Annotated in this window: 12 protein-coding genes, 1 tRNA gene and 1 pseudogene; 8 read left to right on the forward strand and 6 right to left on the reverse strand. The window is 60.1% G+C overall.

Going from position 1 to position 16,554, the window contains the following annotated elements:
* Nucleotides 1-91 precede the first annotated feature (91 nt).
* The 3 genes from ABIB28_RS16195 to ABIB28_RS16205 all read left to right on the forward strand — a co-directional run bounded on the left by ABIB28_RS16195 (nucleotide 92) and on the right by ABIB28_RS16205 (nucleotide 3,447).
* Complete coding sequence (locus ABIB28_RS16195) at nucleotides 92-1,762, forward strand: site-specific integrase (protein WP_354289118.1); 1,671 nt, start codon at nucleotides 92-94, stop codon at nucleotides 1,760-1,762.
* Nucleotides 1,763-1,881: 119 nt separating this feature from the next.
* Nucleotides 1,882-2,046 (forward strand): hypothetical protein, encoded by a 165-nt coding sequence (locus tag ABIB28_RS16200; protein ID WP_354289119.1) that lies wholly within the window; start codon nucleotides 1,882-1,884, stop codon nucleotides 2,044-2,046.
* Nucleotides 2,047-2,496: 450 nt separating this feature from the next.
* Entirely contained in the window at nucleotides 2,497-3,447 is a 951-nt protein-coding gene (locus ABIB28_RS16205; RefSeq protein WP_354289120.1) for a hypothetical protein, read from the forward strand.
* Between the two features lie 530 nt (nucleotides 3,448-3,977).
* Here the strand turns inward: ABIB28_RS16205 and ABIB28_RS16210 are convergent.
* A complete protein-coding gene (locus tag ABIB28_RS16210; RefSeq protein WP_354289121.1) occupies nucleotides 3,978-5,015 on the reverse strand; it encodes an FkbM family methyltransferase in 1,038 nt (345 codons plus the stop codon).
* 1,102 nt (nucleotides 5,016-6,117) lie between these two features.
* Between ABIB28_RS16210 and ABIB28_RS16215 the strand changes: the two genes are divergently transcribed.
* The 5 genes from ABIB28_RS16215 to ABIB28_RS16235 all read left to right on the forward strand — a co-directional run bounded on the left by ABIB28_RS16215 (nucleotide 6,118) and on the right by ABIB28_RS16235 (nucleotide 11,252).
* Nucleotides 6,118-6,819, forward strand: coding sequence for a recombinase family protein (locus tag ABIB28_RS16215; protein WP_354289122.1), 702 nt, complete (start codon nucleotides 6,118-6,120; stop codon nucleotides 6,817-6,819).
* Between the two features lie 235 nt (nucleotides 6,820-7,054).
* Nucleotides 7,055-7,783, forward strand: coding sequence for a ParB/RepB/Spo0J family partition protein (locus ABIB28_RS16220; protein WP_354289123.1), 729 nt, complete (start codon nucleotides 7,055-7,057; stop codon nucleotides 7,781-7,783).
* A 388-nt stretch (nucleotides 7,784-8,171) separates the two neighbouring features.
* A complete protein-coding gene (locus tag ABIB28_RS16225; RefSeq protein ID WP_354289124.1) occupies nucleotides 8,172-9,389 on the forward strand; it encodes a tyrosine-type recombinase/integrase in 1,218 nt (405 codons plus the stop codon).
* Nucleotides 9,390-9,532: 143 nt separating this feature from the next.
* Nucleotides 9,533-10,345, forward strand: a complete 813-nt coding sequence (locus ABIB28_RS16230) for a type IV toxin-antitoxin system AbiEi family antitoxin domain-containing protein (RefSeq protein ID WP_354289126.1) — start codon at nucleotides 9,533-9,535, stop codon at nucleotides 10,343-10,345.
* Entirely contained in the window at nucleotides 10,332-11,252 is a 921-nt protein-coding gene (locus tag ABIB28_RS16235; RefSeq protein WP_354289128.1) for a nucleotidyl transferase AbiEii/AbiGii toxin family protein, read from the forward strand. Before ABIB28_RS16230 ends, ABIB28_RS16235 begins: the two co-directional genes overlap by 14 nt.
* Before the next feature lie 186 nt (nucleotides 11,253-11,438).
* Here the strand turns inward: ABIB28_RS16235 and ABIB28_RS16240 are convergent.
* The 5 genes and pseudogenes from ABIB28_RS16240 to ABIB28_RS16260 all read right to left on the reverse strand — a co-directional run.
* Nucleotides 11,439-11,636, reverse strand: a pseudogene (locus tag ABIB28_RS16240) (restriction endonuclease); the annotation flags it as partial.
* Nucleotides 11,637-11,758: 122 nt separating this feature from the next.
* Complete coding sequence (locus ABIB28_RS16245) at nucleotides 11,759-13,720, reverse strand: AAA family ATPase (protein WP_354289129.1); 1,962 nt, start codon at nucleotides 13,718-13,720, stop codon at nucleotides 11,759-11,761.
* Nucleotides 13,721-13,991: 271 nt separating this feature from the next.
* A complete protein-coding gene (gene rtcA / locus ABIB28_RS16250; RefSeq protein WP_354289130.1) occupies nucleotides 13,992-15,005 on the reverse strand; it encodes an RNA 3'-terminal phosphate cyclase in 1,014 nt (337 codons plus the stop codon).
* Between the two features lie 32 nt (nucleotides 15,006-15,037).
* The gene (locus tag ABIB28_RS16255; RefSeq protein ID WP_354289131.1) at nucleotides 15,038-16,264 is read right to left on the reverse strand and encodes an RtcB family protein; all 1,227 of its coding nucleotides are present in this window, start codon (nucleotides 16,262-16,264) and stop codon (nucleotides 15,038-15,040) included.
* 13 nt (nucleotides 16,265-16,277) lie between these two features.
* Nucleotides 16,278-16,355: transfer RNA gene (locus ABIB28_RS16260), tRNA-Pro, on the reverse strand.
* Between the last annotated feature and the right edge of the window lie 199 nt (nucleotides 16,356-16,554).

Consider the following 16,554-nt stretch of genomic DNA (forward strand, 5'->3'; position numbering starts at 1 on the left):
GCTTGAATACCTTCAGAAACCCCAGAAATGCGTGACTTCGGTGTCCCATCGCGTACATAGCGAGGGTACAAAGTCGCCGATGGGGATCACAGTGCAGCATATCCTCAAACACGGTACCGGGCGCGTAAGCTTCCGGCGTGCCTACCCTGCCGCGCTCCGCCCATACATTGCCGGGGAGCCTGTGCAGCTAAAGGTTTCGCTCGGGATGGAAGGGTCACCGGGTTTCCTTTCTCGCTATGAGGAGGCCGCGGGTCAGTACCGCGATACGGTGGCGATGGCGCAGCGCAAGGCATCGGGGGCTTTCGATCCACTCGACTCCGCGACGATCGCCTATTTAGCCGAAACCTTCCGGGTCCAGCTCCTACAGGCTGATGATGATGCCCGATGGGATACGGAGGAGCGCGAGCTTTACCGTAGTGTCACACAGGACCTTGAGCGCCAGGGCGTGCCTGTTGTGGCGACGTGGAGGGGCCGCGAGGCGCAGCGGTTTGCCGATAAGGCCCGGGCTCGCCTTGCGGAGACCTTGCCGCTCTATCGGGGGCTGAGGGGCGCTGGGGACCTCGACGGCATCATGGTGGTCTGGATGGAGGATGCGCTCGACTTGATCGAGGGGCTGGGGCTGGCTGTCGCGCCCGATGCCCTCGCGCCCTTCAAGCTGTTGTGCAGGGCTTTGAACGATGCGGCCATCTCGGCAGGCGATGCCATGCTGAGGCGCTTGGAGGGCCTTGAGGTCCCTACGCCCGAGGTCCCCCCGGCGCTGGTAGTTCGTCCCGAGCCGGTCCCCGTGGCCGAAGTGGTGCCGACTGTTCCGTTGCTCGCGACCTTTGACAGCTACGCCAAGGCTCAGGGAATGACGCCGGGGGTGCGCGATGAATGGCGGAACTACGTGAGGCTCCTTATCGAGTTTCTCGGGCACGATGACGCGGCGAAGCTAACGGCCACCGATCTGATGGGGTGGCGCGATAAGCTGCTGACTGAGCCGTCGCGCCATGGGGCCGTTCGGAAGCCTATCACCGTCCGAGACAAGTATATCGTCTCCGTAAAGGCGATGCTCGCGTGGGCGGTGGAGGAGCGCAAGCTTCCCGAGAATGTAGCTATCGGCGTGAAGGTTCGGGTACCCCGTGAGGCCAAGCTCAGGGAGTCCGCGTTCACCCCAGAGGAGGCCCGGGCAATCCTTGCGGCGACCTTGGCCCCGGCCGGTTCGCGAATGGCCCCCGGTCACGCTCTGGCGAGGAGGTGGATACCGTGGCTGTGTGCCTACAGCGGCGCTCGGGTGAACGAAATCAGCCAGCTTCGCAAAGAGGATGTGCAGTCGGTCGATGGCGTGTGGGTCCTGCGGATCACACCGGAAGCGGGTACTGTGAAGAGCAAGGCCGCAAGGCTTGTCCCATTGCACTCCCACATCATCGAACAAGGGTTCCTGTCGGTGGTCCATCGGCGGGCCGAGGGGCCGCTCTTCTTTGATCGGTCGCGAACACGGGTTCAGTCGGAGAGCAATCGTCACTTCAAAAAGGTCGGCGAGCGTCTCGCGGCGTGGGTGCGGGCCGATGTAGGCATTACCGATCCGAGCCTCCAGCCTAACCATGGCTGGCGCCACCTATTCAAGGCCCTGTCCTATGAGGCTGGCATAGAGGAGCGGATGGCTGACGCAATACAGGGGCACGCCCCGACCACTACCGGAAGGTCCTACGGCGGGCCCTCAGTCGTCGCAAAGGCCGAGGCGATCGAAAAGCTTCCGCGGTTCGTTGTAGCTGGTAGTTGATCTACAGTTGGCAACTTTCGCTGATTGAGGAATTACTATTTAATTCCGCGGTTTGTATTGCATTGCACCTGAAATAGACTAATCAGGCTTGGCCGATGGGGTCCGGGGGGGGTAGCATGATGAATATCCACTTGAGTGATGGCGAAGCTGCGGACATGGGCGAAGGGTCGTTCGTCGTCATGCAACGCGACGAGTACGGGAAGGCGCAATCGGTGTTCATTACCGCAGAGGATCGGGCGCGGATGGATGCCGTTGACCGGGGGCGGGGTGTGGCAGGCGCATAGGCCGTAGGGGCTCTGTAAGCCCTGTACAGCGCTTCGGGGCCTGTGGGGCGGCAGAGGTGCGGAAAGGGCCGCAAAGGCCTGTGGTGACTCTCAACGGAGTCTGGCGGGGCTATCCGCTGCTTGAGGCGATAAAATGCCCCCGAGGCAACCCGTATGGGGCCTTGGGGGCGATAGTTTGACTAGTGGAGGGAGCCTATCCTTATTTCACTTCCTCCACCGTCCACCCGGCTGCGACGGGCTTAGCGCGGGTCGATGGAGGCGCTGAGCGCTTACGCTGCGCATATCCGCAGCTGCGAGTCATTGGTAGACGGGGTGGGGCTTTGAACTCGCAAGCCGCGCAAGCGTGGGTCCGTGGAAGAGCGTACCATGCCGTTGTGCAAATACTGCGGACATAGCTTCCTAATATATTCGCTTCGATCTATCGTGGGCTATCTAAGGAGAGGATGAAGGATGGGCCTCTATAAGTTCATGCATTTTGCGGATCGGCCGAAAGTTGAGGCCGGTTCATTAAGGTTTGGCCGTATCCGTTATTATCAGCTCTTGGAAGCTATGACAGGCGACAGCCACATCGGGGACAGGGGTGAGGGCAAATCTACAAACTTCGTTCGTCCAATGACATTGAAATCCGATAGCCCTTCAGAGGTTATAGAGCGTCTTAGTGGAATTTTTAGCCTCGGCCCCAATTCAAGTGGAAATTCCATAACAATAACAGGGGGTCTTGAGATACAGCAGCAGGATGACGCCTATGTCTTCAGTATGGCGGAAGGTGATCTGCCTACTCTTGTTTCATCAATGTGCCATGAAGATCGGGCATCCTATGCCTATGATGGGTGCGTAGAGGTGATAGATAGGGCGCGTCTCGTGTCGTTGATACGCGGAACTAAAATTGCCGGTTTGAACGTCGCTGATCACTTCCATGTGGCTATTGATCGCGTGCATTATACAGATGCTGTCGGTGATCATATTTATCAGCCGTTGTTGCCGTCGGTATTCAGGAAGTCCACCACGTATAGTTATCAGTCAGAAGTCAGAATTGCACTACAGCCCAAAACAGGCCTGCATCCGGCCCTGGATAAGGATGCTCTTATTATTCAGGTCAATCCTGAGGGACTGTTTGTCACCCGCGATATTGATGTTTCAGCAGCCAGCCATGTGCCTAAAACTGAGGAAAATTTGGAAGAGGCGCTTGAAATATTGCGTAGCAACTCTTGGCCCGCTCGGTCGGACTGTACCCCGGAGGAGCGGTTGTTGATACGGAATGCTTACTGGGCCCTACGTCAGGCCGGAAAATTCCAAGACGATGAACTGGATAGGGCGTTCTTGGACGACATGCCACCATTTTTCCTGTTTAATCGCCTGTTCTTTGGACTTAAAGCGGCAAAGCTCCATCACGAGTCTTGATAGGGCATCAGGCTCTTTTTGTTTTCAGTGCGTTTTCATCGGAAGCGAGGCTGGAGGCGGAGTCCGAGTTGCCGGAAATTTGGGGCAGCGAACCCGTTAATCCCGAGCCCCGATTTTCTAGGCGATGGCGGTATAATACCAAGCCGGGGAGGGGACCCGCTGGAAAGGCATTGCCATTCATTCGACAGGGCGGCGGCAGCGGGCGATCGGGGGCGGTGGGATCGTGCGGTGCCGGTGGAGGCTGACTGGAAGTGGTCGGGGCTTGGCGGGACATTAGGGCGCCGTGGGGGCGTGTCGGTCCCGCATGGTAACATTAGGCCTGGTTGCCCAAAGGCGCTCAGTTGCCTCATCCCCGTCGACCTCACGATCGCGGAAGCCTGACTTGGCTAGCAATGGGAATTTATTCGTGTGGGGACGCACGATTAGCGATATAAAAATCCACGTTCAAGCCTCTGGGTTCCATGAAGGGTGCCCAATCTTTGAAAGTTCGAGTGCGTTACATCGCTAATCGATAGGGACTGTCTCGACCATCATCGTAGCCTTTTCGATGCGATACCACGAACTAATTCGTCTTGGTGATTTCTTAAATTGGAAGCAACCTCAGAAGCGAATCGTGCCATTGATCTATCGGAAAATTCCCATTCCGCGAGTACGTTGATGGCATGCAGTGGATGTTCTATTGATTCATTGGACTCTGCTGCGATACGCACGCATTTCAATCGTTCATAAGGAGTCAGCGGTCGCACCGGCATTCCCTTTTTGATCCGAGATAAAATTCGGTCGGCCTTGGAACGCGGCACCGCAAGATAATCCATCAAAAAAGATTCTTGTCGTCCCATTTCATCAACGGGAACAAAAGCATTCTCGTGAATCTCAAAAAATATGTATTCTCTATCGCGCAGAAAAATAGCAGCCGCTAAAGATCCTTCTTTTGATGCGCCCATCATGGATTCGTAAATTATAACGGGTCTGTATTTTTTAATGGTCGAATCAGCTCCTAGAAGAACTTTATGATCGTGCCCTTCTACGTCAATCTTTATAACAACATCACCGCGGAGTCGACTAGGTGGCGTTAAGTTCGACATTTCCATCAGCATATCGAGTCTATATCCAGCGACCATCGCTGATGAAGGAACTTTACTTATTGAAGCCCAAGGACCAGAGCTAACAAAATAAAGGACCCTATCTTTATCCGTAACTGCTGCCTGAGTGACGTACAAGTTTGGTAATTTATTTATATAGCGTCCGATCGACAGCTTTATACAATTCTCAGGATGCATCTCGAACGAAAAAACTCTGGTACCTAATTGAGCAACTGGTATTGAGACCGTACCAATATGAGCGCCAACATCAATAAGGTTTCCAGAACCCCTTAGTATTAATTGGATAACGTAAGCTACTACAGATGTGGGGCGCTCTTTATAAAGCCAATTTTCAAATGAATTACGTTTATTGTCAACTATCACGAAGAAGGGCGATCCCTTTCGGTCACGTAGCTCCAATTTTTCATACAATTCGGAAATATCAGGCGATTGTGATAATTTCGGCTTAGCTTTTAATAGATACATGGCTATCTATTACCCCTGTTGCCTACCATAAATGCTTAATTCCACCCCCGGTCATAATCTATGACAAGATCGTCCGGCGCGGCGAGCCCCTCAAATCGGAGGACCGATCTCACCATGTCGCGCAGCGGCGTACTATCGTGGCAACGGTACCTATTGGAAAGGCCATACATTCATGTGATCGGGGCCTAGGAGCTCCGGGAAATGGAGGGAACCGGCTGCCGCGAAAGAACGCCCGCTGCTGAAATGGAACCCATTATTTAAGAAGGCCGGAAATCTGAGCGAAGCGTGGCTGAAGGCGGGGTCCGAGCTAGCGCAAGATTGTTGCAGCGAACCCCGACAATCTGGATCGAGTTTCCACCAATTTCTCAGGTATAATACCCGCTGATAGACCGGAGTCCCTGGGGGCATTGCCATTCATCAAGTGCGGGTGGCGGGGGGCAGGCCATCGGTGGCGCTGGGGTCGTCAGGGCCGTGCGGTGCCGGTGAGTGCTGACGGGAAGCGGTCGGGGATTGGGGGACATTGCGAGCCATAGGGCTCTGTTGCCGTCCCTGCGGCGACATTAGCCCGCTTCGCTAGTCGATCCCTTCGACAATCCTTTCCTTACCAATATATGTGTGGTCTTTCCATGTGGGACCTGTGACAACCGCGTGGTTCAACAGGGAGATGATAAATGAAAATCTCAGTAATCGGTGCGTTAACGCTTTCGCTCATCGCCGCGCCGGCTTTCGCGCAAGGGACGGTCAACGTGCGGGGCCATGTAACTCGCGAAGGCGTCTATGTGCCGCCGAGTGTCCGCACTGCCCCGAACTCCACGACGACGGATAATTGGTCCTCCAAGCCAAATGTGAACCCATATACTGGCAAGGTCGGTACGGTTGATCCCTATGCGCCTAAGCCGCTTCCGAAGCCCAGGGGCTGGTAAGGGCGGAGCGGGGCTGAAGGCGTGGGGGCTCGGAAGGGCGTTATGACCCAGAGGCTCTAGCCCCGTCAGGCCGTCCGGTGCCGGTGGCCTTTGCTTGCAGCCCCCCCCCGGATAGACCCGATTGACGAGTCATACAAATCCGCCTAACGAACGTCAGAGGGATTTGTAGGGACCTAACGATGACCGAGCGGGCTGTGGCTTACTATCGCGTTTCAACGGCTCGGCAGGGTGCGTCCGGCCTTGGGCTCGATGCGCAGCGGGCCGCCGTTGAGGGCCTTTGTGCTGCTCGGGGATGGGAGCTAATCGCTCCACCATTCCAAGAGATTGAGAGCGGAAAGCGGGTGGACCGCCCTGAGTTGCTCAAGGCCTTGGACCGGGCGAAGCTCACAGGGGCCCGCCTGGTGATCGCAAAGCTAGACCGGCTGTCCCGCGATGCCGTGTTCCTGCTGACGTTGCAGAACAGCGGGGTCCGGTTCGTCGCGGCTGACATGCCCGATGCCAATGAGTTGACGGTCGGGATTATGGCGCTGGTGGCCCAGTCCGAGCGCAAGGCAATCTCTACGCGGACCCGTGAGGCCCTTTCGGCGGCTAAGGCCCGCGGGCAGCGGCTGGGCAACCCTAACGGCGCTGCGACCTTCAAGCGGGCCGGGAAGGGCAACACAGCGGCCCTGGAGGCCGTGACGGCCAACGCCACCGCACGGGCTGCTGAGATGGGCCCCACGGTGGAGCGGTTGCGGTCGGCGGGCGTCGTGTCGCTGGGGGGCATCGCTGCGGCCTTGAATGATGACGGCATACTGACGGCGCGGGGCGGGCGGTGGCACGCTTCGTCGGTGCGGAACCTGTTGGCGCGGATCGACGCTAAGAGCGGGGCGGCGGCGTGATCGTTCAGAAATATGCGGGCGTCGTCCGTCAGCTTTCGCGGACGCTTTCAGTGTGTTGTCGTGATAACTCACCTGTGGCACAATTCGATATACGAACACTGGTGCATTGCCCGAACGGAGGCCAAGAGGGACAGTCAGGCACCTTACGGTTTCTGAGGGGACCCTGCCGCCGATTTAGCGGGCGCACTGTGGGGGGCTTGTGATGGATCATGCATGGAAGCCGCAACGCCTAGCCGTGAAGTCCGTTCGGGAGCGTGAGAGCCTCCAGATGCGTGCGGGGCCGTTAGCGCCTCTCCACATCAATGCGCTGGCGGGGGCCATGCTGGGCGGCCAGGAAGTCCCGCCGATTAAAGTCGCACGCATCGGTAAGGCCCTCTTTGTTGTCGATGGTTTCCACCGGCTGGCGGCGGCCCGGAGCCTGGGGCGCGAAGGCATTGAGGCCCTTGTAGCCCCGATGGGTCTGGAGGCTGCTGAAGCCTTTGCGCGGGTGGCAAACGTGGGGCACGGGCGGAACTTGACGCGGCACGACAAGCAGAGGTCGTGGGAGAGTTACGTGAAGGCCGGGGCGCACCTGGACAGCTTGGGGGCCGTCAAGAGCAGCAGGGCAATCGCGGCGGAGCTTCGGGGGATGTACGGCCATGCGACCGTCATGCGGAAGCTTAGGGAGGCAGGCTTCGCGCCGAACCGGGCTCTTGATGCGGCGGAGGGGTCGAAGTGGAGCGGTCGGTACGACAACGATGATGGGGGGGAGGATATTGATGATCTGGCTGACGGGGCGACAGGGCCGCTAGATGCTGAGGGAGTCGTAGAGGCCCTTGGGCACTTGCAGGCCGTAGAGACGCTCTACTTCGGGTCTGGCGATTGGGGCCGGTCGGAGACGCTGGGGGCGGTTCGGAAGCTTCTGGGGCGCTTGGAGGCGAACGTGACCCCAGCAGTCCCCGAGGAGACGGAGATGGATATATGAGAATGAATAGATCGGTGCTTTGAGTGACCAGCTGAGACCCTGAGAAACCGACGGACTTCAGGGCTTTAAGGCTTACAGTCTGTCTCAATGAGACAGTAGGGGAGGATGGCTACCAAAGAGGTTGATCCGCCGCGTCGATAGGGTACAAAGGGGAGGTCAGAAACGAGCGAAACGGGACTCGAAAGTAACGCATTTCCGCCATTTCTGAAGGTAGAGGTCGCATCCTGTAAGCGGCACCAGTACATAAAGAGAACATGCTGGAAAACCGCAGAAATCTGCGGTATATTGCCTGTCGGCGGTCCCATGATTTCTCACTTTGTTCCGCTAAGGCCCGGCAAAAAGGGGCCACGAATCATGGGACCACGAACTTTGCAGAAGGCGTGGCCCCATGCTTACCGTGGTTCAGATCAAGGCACTCAAACCAGCAGAACGACCCTTCAAGGTCTCCGACTCAGACGGTCTTTACGTTCTGGTCCAGCCGTCCGGCGCGCTGCTCTGGCGTTTTCGCTACCGAAGCTCTGGTATTGAGCGCAAACTCTCGCTTGGCAGTTTCCCAGAGGTCTCGCTGGCCCAAGCCCGCCGCAAGCGCGACGAGGCCAAGGCAGAGCTTGAGGACGGTATCGATCCCGTCGAGGAGAAGCGTCAGTCTCGGCTGAAGGCCGAGCTAGCGGCACAGACCACCTTCGGCCTCGTGGCCGAGGAATATATCCAGAAGATGGAGCGCGAAGGCCGCTCGCCGGCCACCATCAAGAAAGCGCGCTGGTTCCTCGAGCTCCTTGCCGGCATTGCCAATCGTCCAATCGCATTGGTGACGCCACACGAGCTTCTCGACGTGCTCAAGCGGGTGGAGCGGCGTGGACATCACGAGACCGCGCTCAGGCTGCGATCGTTTGCGGGCCGGGTTTTTCGCTATGGTTTTGCCACGTTGCGGACCGAGCGTAATCCCGCTGACATTCTGCGGGGCGCGTTGACGGTCCCGAAGGTTAAGCATCACGCTGCCATCATCGAGCCGAAGAAAGTCGGCGAGCTGCTGCGAGCGATCGAGGACTATAGAGGGCGACCCGAAACCCTTCATGCGCTGAGGATTGCGCCGCATGTGTTTCTGCGCCCAGGCGAACTGCGGCAGGCCAAGTGGGATGAGATCGACTTCGCCGAGAAGGTCTGGCGGGTGCCTGCCGAGCGCATGAAGATGAAGCAGCCGCATGCCGTCCCGCTGTCCCGCCAGTCGCTGTTCATTCTCCAGGACCTGCGCTCGCTTGCCCGAACGAGCGAGTATCTGTTTCCGGCGCTCCACACGACGAAGCGGCCGCTTTCCGACAATACGCTGAACGTGGCGCTCCGGCGCCTGGGCTTTGAGAATGACGAGATGACCAGCCATGGGTTCCGGGCCATGGCCAGTACCTTGCTCAACGAGTCAGGGCTTTGGCATCCTGATGCTATCGAGCGCGCTCTCGCGCACGGTCAGAAGGACAGGGTGCGGGCCGCCTATCATCGCGGCGCTCATTGGGCAGAGCGCGTTCGCATGGCGCAATGGTGGTCGGATTATCTCGATCAGCTTCGCATTGGCGGAGAGGTCGTAAAGGGCAGATTTCGGAGCCGAGCATAAGGATGCGGCGGCATTACTAGCGGTGGTCTCACCTGGTACGGCAGCACGCGGTTTGCTGGAACGTCTTTTTGCGCAGCGTGACTGCGTAATTTCGTTGATTTGTGAACTGGATATTAGTTTATGAATCGTATATAATGCTTAGTATGGTTGAGCGTTTGACAGGAAAACTAAATCGGCTGCAGCGTTTGCCCGAGCAAGTACTGGTTGATGCCGCATGGCTAGAGCGCCACGGATACTCATCGTCGCTGCGTAGCCAATACGTTAAGTCGGGCTGGCTCACTCAAGTCGCTCCACGTGTCTATCGTCGTGTGCAGGAACCGTTGTCCTGGCAACAGGCTGTTATGTCGCTGCAGAGCTTCATGGGGTATCCGCTCACCGTCGGCGGGCGCACCGCTCTCGAAGAGCAGGGTTTTTCTCATTACCTCGGCGAGCGGCACGAAGTGCACCTCTACGGCCCCGCCAAGCCGCCTGGCTGGCTCGCAAAGTTGAAGCTTGAGGTGCGATTTGTCTGGCACAATGCAACAAAGCTGTTTCCGGAGGAGCCACTTGATCCATTCGAACCGGCGCCGCCTTCGGAGGACATCCTGCCCAGCAATTTCGTGATGGGCCCCCAAGGTTTGACTTGGCCATTGCGCATGTCGTCCCCTGAGCGTGCCTTTTTGGAACTGCTCGACGAGCTGCCTGATCATGAGAGTTTTCATCAAGTCGATGTGCTCGTGGAGGGGCTGGTCAATCTGAGCCCAACCAGATTGAAGCTGCTGCTAGGCCAGTGCCGCAGCGTGAAAGTGAAACGCCTGTTCTTTTTCTTCGCCGATCGCCACCGCCACGCTTGGCGCCGTCATGTCGATCCTACCGCGTTCGATCTGGGTGCCGGAAAGCGGGCTCTGGTACCGGGCGGTCGCTTGTCGAAAGACTATAATATCACGGTCCCGGAGGATCTGCTTGGCCCTGCTTGATGCCTATCGCCAGCAAGTCGCTTTGCTGGTTCGCGTCCTTCCTTTGGTCGCGAGCGAACCCGAGTTCGCATTGAAAGGCGGAACCGCGATCAACCTGTTCATTCGCGATTTGCCGCGGCTCTCGGTCGATATCGACCTGACCTACCTGCCCGTAACCGACCGGACTTCGTCGCTGCTTGCGATCAATGCTGCAATGTTGCGGATGGCAGGCCAGATCACTGCGGGGATCAAGGGTGCCAAGGTCACCCCGAGCCGGCTCCAACCGGATGATAAGATTACGAAGCTCGTGGTTCGCCATGAGCGCGTGCAGATCAAGATCGAAGTTACACCGGTTCTGCGCGGTGCGGTATACGCCGCCGAAATGCGGGCTGTGACGCCGCGGGTCGAGGAAGCCTTCGGCTTTGCCGAAATCCAGGTGACGTCGTTTGCCGATCTCTACGCTGGCAAGATCGTCGCGGCGCTCGATCGTCAGCACCCGCGCGACCTGTTCGACGTCCGCGATCTTCTCGCGAACGAAGGAATCGATGGTGCTTTGCGATCCGCCTTCCTCATCTACATTCTAAGTCACCCGCGTCCGATCGCGGAACTCCTCGCGCCGAGACGCCGCAACCTCGATGACGAATATGCCCGAGGTTTCGTAGGCATGACCGACGAAGCAGTGCCACTCGAAGCGCTAATCGAGACCAGGGAGGCTATCATCGCCGCCATGATCGGCGACATGCCGGATGCCCATCGTAGCTTCTTGCTAGGATTTAAACGGGGAGCTCCGGACTGGGCCGCAATTGGCATGGAGGAAGCGGCGCAGCTGCCGGCCGTACAATGGAAGATGCGCAATCTGGAGCAGCTTCCTGAGGAGAAGCGTCTTGGCTTGGCCAGTCGTCTGGAGATGGTCCTTTACCCCGACTGAAAGCAAGCGTGTGACGCGGGGTAGTCCGATTCGAGTATCGACAGGAACCCGCGCGGTGATTGCCAGAATATGGACCGCAATATACGGAAAAGCGCATTCCGTATCCTTATGCGCATTTCCGTATAAATTGCGGAGCGGGATCAGTAGAAACTAAATCGCCTGAGGGCGAACGACCTCGGCAGTCATTCAGTCCTGAGGTGCGAGAAAATACACGGGGACCAGCGGCAGCCGCCGTCGCGCTACATCGGCAAGTTTGTCGTAGGTCTCGACCCACAGACTGACAAAGCGCTGTGCATCGATCAGTGTGATCCGCCGGTTCTCTTGGTTGCGTGCGTATTGTTGCGCGTCCTTTGTGAACCCTGCCAGGCAGACATAGAGCCCGACGTCCCCGTTCGCGAGAGACGCGAGGAGTAGGGCAGGTTGGTCATGGGCGGGTTATATCCGTTACATATCGGAGCTTCTCAAGCGGCGGAGCGAGCCCGGTCGGCCGTTTGCGACGGAGCTGTTCATCCAAAGCCGATCCTCCCTCGCGTGCCCTTGTGATCGCATTCGCGCTTAAGTCGGGCGACGATCCCAACCGCATCGACGGAATCGACGTGTCGAAGCTGCCGCGCGACCACCGCGAAATCGCCAGGCGTGAGACCCGTCGCCTCGTGCAGCGCTGCCGGCGCGCTTTTTTGGAAGAAGCGTTCGAACGCAGCTGCGGCCTTGGTCGGCCCCAGCGGGCGCAGGTCGAGTTTGAACACGAAGCGGCGAAGCGCTGCCGGATCGAGACGATGCGCATGGTTGGTAGCGGCGACCACCGGGAGCGGATGATGATCGAGCCAGGTCAGCATTTCGTTGACCTGGCCCGCCTCCCAGCTGTGCGTCGCGGTGGTGCGATCGAACAACAGCGAGTCGACCTCGTCGAACAGCAGCACGCTACCACTCTCGCGCGCTTCGGCGAAGGCCGCTGCGATCGCCGCCTCGGTGCCGCCGACCCAGCGCGACAGCAGGTCCGACGCGCGCTTGATCTCAAGCGGGCGGTCGAGCGCTCGCGCAAGATGATGCGCAAGCGCGGTCTTGCCCGTTCCGGGGGGGCCGGTCAGCAGCAGCGACACGTCGCGCGCATCGGTCGCCGCGAGACGATCGATCAGTGGCCCGAGCGGCAGGTCGGTCTCGAATAGGTCGAGATCGAGCGTATGTTCGACCGTTGGCGGCAGTGCGCTGCCACGCAGTGCTCGTACCAGCGTTTCCGCCGATCGGGCGCCGCCGTCGGTCTCGCCCGCAAGTCGCGCGGATCGCGCCGCGATCCGCAGCACCGTCGCGGTTTCGGGCGCGGCGTCGAGCAGGTGATCGAGCGCGACGCTCGCCATCACACCTTCCTCTTCGACGATCCGCGACAGCATGCGCTGCGCGGCGCTGCGCGAGGGCAAGTCGAGCTTCAACACGTAGCTCATCCGGCGCAAGATCGCCGGGTCGACATTGTCGATCGCGTTGGTGGTCCACAGCACCGGCACGGGATTGGTCTCGAGCAGTCGATTGACGAAGATCTTGCTGCCCTGGCGCTTGGCGAAGAAATCCCCGCCGCTCGGGCGCGCATCACCGATCAGATCCTCCATCTCGTCGAACAGCAATACCGCGCCAGTGCGCCGCGACAACACGCGCTGCGCAAGCTGGAGCGCAGTGACACGATCCCAGCGATTGGGTTCTTCGCCATCCTCGTCCGCTTCGCCAACGCCGTGGAGCGCGAGCCCCGCTTCGGCGGCGAGCGTACGCGCCAGTTCGGTCTTGCCAGTGCCCGGCGGGCCGTGGATCAGGATATTGATCCCGGCCGCGCATTCCGCGACCGCGCCGCGAAGCAGCGACACGAGGAAGTCGACGTCGCGGACGTGTGCGAAATCCGCGCGTACCAGCCGCGTAGGCTGGCGCGCGCCGACCAGTGTGTCGATAATCGCTTCCCCTTGCGCGGGCGCCCTGTCGAGTAGACGTTCGAGCGTCCAGCGCACATCAACCTCGACCTCCCCCTGGCGGTTCGCGCGGAAGCCGGCGAGGCCGAGCTTGAGCACGGCGCTCTGGCGCACGAGGCGATCGGCCTCATGCGGTTCGGCACCCGCCAGCAGCCCGAGCAGCGTCGGCAGGTCGTGGCCATGCTGGCCGAGGAGCTTGGCTAGCGAGGCGACACGCGGCAGCCGGTCGCAAGCGACCAGCAGCGTGAGCAACGCCGCGTCGACCGGCGGCAGCATCAGCAGTTCTGCCAACCGAGCGGCAAGCAAAAGCGCATGCGGTCGCAGCTCTTCAGAGGGCAGTCCTTGCTCGAGCGCGCCAATCAGCGTCGGCCACTCGAGCGCGTCCTCGCTTGCGCCCCCAGTCAGCCACGCGCGATGCGGTTCTGCCCATTCGAGTGTGGCGTTCGCCATCGGTGTGGACGCGGCAAGGCCGCGCCCGGTCCGGAGCAACATGCTCCGGACGATCTCATATTCGGTCATGATTATTCCATCGGCCCCGCCCGGGGCGAACACGGACGCGCGGAAGCGCCGGCTCGATCCGGGACGAATTATCGTCGTGGGTGGGGTGCTGCGGCGGCGTTACCGACCTGCCGCAAGCGCGTGGAAAAGCGCTAGGGCAGGGAGTGCGTGCCGCCGAACACCACGCCCGAAAAGGCGTTGAGGTCCAGCAATGCGTGTCTCCAATGTGCAGGCGAAAAGTACCCGCGGAGCGCCCTTTACGGGAAAACCGAGCGCTCCGCAACGTGAAGGTTTAGCGGATCTCCACGCGATGCGTGCCTGACGGCAACTGCAGGAAGGTACAGCGCCGCCCGAGAAACGCCTCGATGATCACCCTGGCTGTCAGGCTGTGCTGGCTCGGCTTGACCGTTGTGAAGCTGCCGCCGCCCGCGAGTGCGAACGGCAAGAGCAACTGGTCCGCGAGATACGGTCCGGCAAAGGCATCCGACGCGAGATAGCCAGCCATCCGCGCGGCGGCGGTCTTTGCGACATGCTCGGCCGAAACGCCGAGCTTACCGAAGCCGCTCACCACTTCGGTGACATGTTCGTAAGCTGCCTCGAGCAACACGATGTTGCCGGGGCCTTGCTCTTCGGGCAACTCGCGGATCGAAAAGGCATCCTCCGGCCAATCCAAGAGCCCACGAGTGGTCTTGATCTCGCGCTCGGCGACATCGAGTGGCAGGCCGGCAAATAGCGCAGTGGCTGAGCGGCCGATCAGCGCGCCGCGATCGACACAGTGGATCTCCGTCAGCGCAGCCGGCTCGATATCGATCTCGATCCGGCCGCCGCCGCGCGGATAAAAGCCGTGCCGTATCAGCCGCGCAGTGACGCGCGGTCCCATCCGGTTGATGACCGGCAGGAAGCTTTTCGCAATAAAGTCGAAGGGCGGTGCGAGCATGTTGTGCGTGCCCCCTTCGAGTACGAGCCGGGAGGGCGCGCCGGCGAGGACAAGCGGCATCAGCACGGTCTGCAACACCAGACCCGTCGATCCTGCGGTGCCGACCGCGAAGCGGTACTCGCCTGGAGTCACCTGGCCTGGACGGAAGGTCAAATCGGACGACTCGACGCTCAACCCTTCGCAGGCCGCGCCGCCGATCACGCATGCGGCTTCGACCGCCGTCACGTGTTGCCGCATCAACCCCGGCTTCTCGCGCTTGCCGCGCGCATTGGTGATCTGGAAGGGCTGGCCGGTGACGAGCGACAGCGCGCACGCGTTGCGCACGACCTGTCCGCCGCCTTCGCCTTCGGATCCGTCGATGATGATCATGGTCTTCTTTCTTGGGATGGCGGCGTGAAGGGCTACCCCTTCACGCACACCACCTGCTTCAACGTATGCACGATCTCGACGAGATCGGCCTGTGCCGCCATCACGGCTTCGATCGGCTTGTAGGCGCGCGGACTCTCGTCGATCACGCCTTCGTCCTTACGACAGGCCACGCCCTCGGTCGCGGCGACATGTTCCGCCACCGTGACTTCGCGCTTTGCCTCGGTGCGCGACATCACACGCCCGGCACCATGGCTGCAGCTGTCGAACGACTCTGCATTGCCGAGGCCGCGCACGAGATACGACTTGGCGCCCATCGAACCGGGGATGATCCCCATCACGCCTTTCGCCGCGCGCACCGCGCCCTTGCGGGTGACGAGCACGTTCTGGCCGAAATGGTTCTCGCGCGTGACGTAGTTGTGATGGCAGTTGATCGCCTCCAGCTCCGCTTCGAACGGCTTGGTGATCACGCGGCGCATCGCGGCGATGACGTTGGTCATCATCATCCGCCGGTTAAGCGCCGCATAGTCCTGCGCCCAGCCGACCGCTTCGACATAATCGTCGAAATGCTCGGTCCCTTCCGGGAAATAAGCGAGGTCCTCGTCGGGCAGATTGACGAACCATTTGCGCATGTCCTGCTTGGCCAGTTCGATGAAGAACGTGCCGATCGCATTCCCCACACCGCGCGAGCCCGAGTGCAGCATCACCCACACGCGCTGCTCGGTATCGAGACACACTTCGATGAAGTGGTTGCCAGTGCCGAGCGTGCCCAGGTGAACGAGGTTGTTCGACTTGGCGAGCTTGGGATATTTCGCGACGATCTGCCCGAAGCGCGTAGCCAGCGTCGCCCATGCCTCGACGATCGCCGTCGGCGGATCACCCCAGGAGCCGGTGTCGCGGTTGCCGCGACCGACCGACCGACCGACCGGCACCGCGCGCTCGATCGCTGCGCGGACGCCTTCCAGATTGTCGGGAAGATCGCTTGCAGTGAGCGAGGTGCGCGCCGCCATCATGCCGCAGCCGATGTCGACGCCAACCGCCGCCGGGATCACCGCACCCTTCGTCGGGATGACCGAGCCGATCGTCGCGCCGATGCCGACATGGACGTCTGGCATAACCGCGACGTGCTTGAACACGAACGGCATCTGCGCTGCGCGCATCAACTGCGCGCGCGCCTTGTCGTCCACGGTGACCCCGCGGGTCCACATCTTGATCGGTACGCCGCCCTCGACGGGCTGAAATTCGAAATTGGCTTCGGTCATCACGTCTATCCTTTGGTCAGGGCGGCAGGATTTGAACCTGCGACCCCCGGCTCCCAAAACCGGTGCTCTGCGCAGACTGAGCTACGCCCTGAGAGGCGGTTCGGGGTGGCCGGCCCATTCCGACCACCCTTGCCGCGCCGTCCCGTCAGCCATGTTCGAGCACCAACGGGACCTGACAACTTTCGCAATCGGCGTGCCAGTTATCCGGCGCTCCAAACCGAAAAATCATAAGTCATTAATAATAAAGCTAAATACGTCATCACCCCGTGATTGCCGACCATTGGAGTCTT

Origin of the sequence: Sphingomonas sp. UYEF23 (assembly GCF_040546165.1) — a bacterium.
In the GTDB taxonomy this organism is placed as follows: Bacteria; Pseudomonadota; Alphaproteobacteria; order Sphingomonadales; family Sphingomonadaceae; genus Sphingomonas; species Sphingomonas glacialis.

Bases quoted from the DNA above. Each gene is read 5' to 3' on its own strand.
- ABIB28_RS16200 (WP_354289119.1), top strand. From the start codon at position 1,882: ATGAATATCCACTTGAGTGATGGCGAAGCTGCGGACATGGGCGAAGGG.
- ABIB28_RS16205 (WP_354289120.1), top strand. From the start codon at position 2,497: ATGGGCCTCTATAAGTTCATGCATTTTGCGGATCGGCCGAAAGTTGAG.
- ABIB28_RS16210 (WP_354289121.1), bottom strand. From the start codon at position 5,015: ATGTATCTATTAAAAGCTAAGCCGAAATTATCACAATCGCCTGATATT.
- ABIB28_RS16215 (WP_354289122.1), top strand. From the start codon at position 6,118: ATGACCGAGCGGGCTGTGGCTTACTATCGCGTTTCAACGGCTCGGCAG.
- ABIB28_RS16225 (WP_354289124.1), top strand. From the start codon at position 8,172: ATGCTTACCGTGGTTCAGATCAAGGCACTCAAACCAGCAGAACGACCC.
- ABIB28_RS16230 (WP_354289126.1), top strand. From the start codon at position 9,533: ATGGTTGAGCGTTTGACAGGAAAACTAAATCGGCTGCAGCGTTTGCCC.
- ABIB28_RS16245 (WP_354289129.1), bottom strand. From the start codon at position 13,720: ATGACCGAATATGAGATCGTCCGGAGCATGTTGCTCCGGACCGGGCGC.
- rtcA (WP_354289130.1), bottom strand. From the start codon at position 15,005: ATGATCATCATCGACGGATCCGAAGGCGAAGGCGGCGGACAGGTCGTG.
- ABIB28_RS16255 (WP_354289131.1), bottom strand. From the start codon at position 16,264: ATGACCGAAGCCAATTTCGAATTTCAGCCCGTCGAGGGCGGCGTACCG.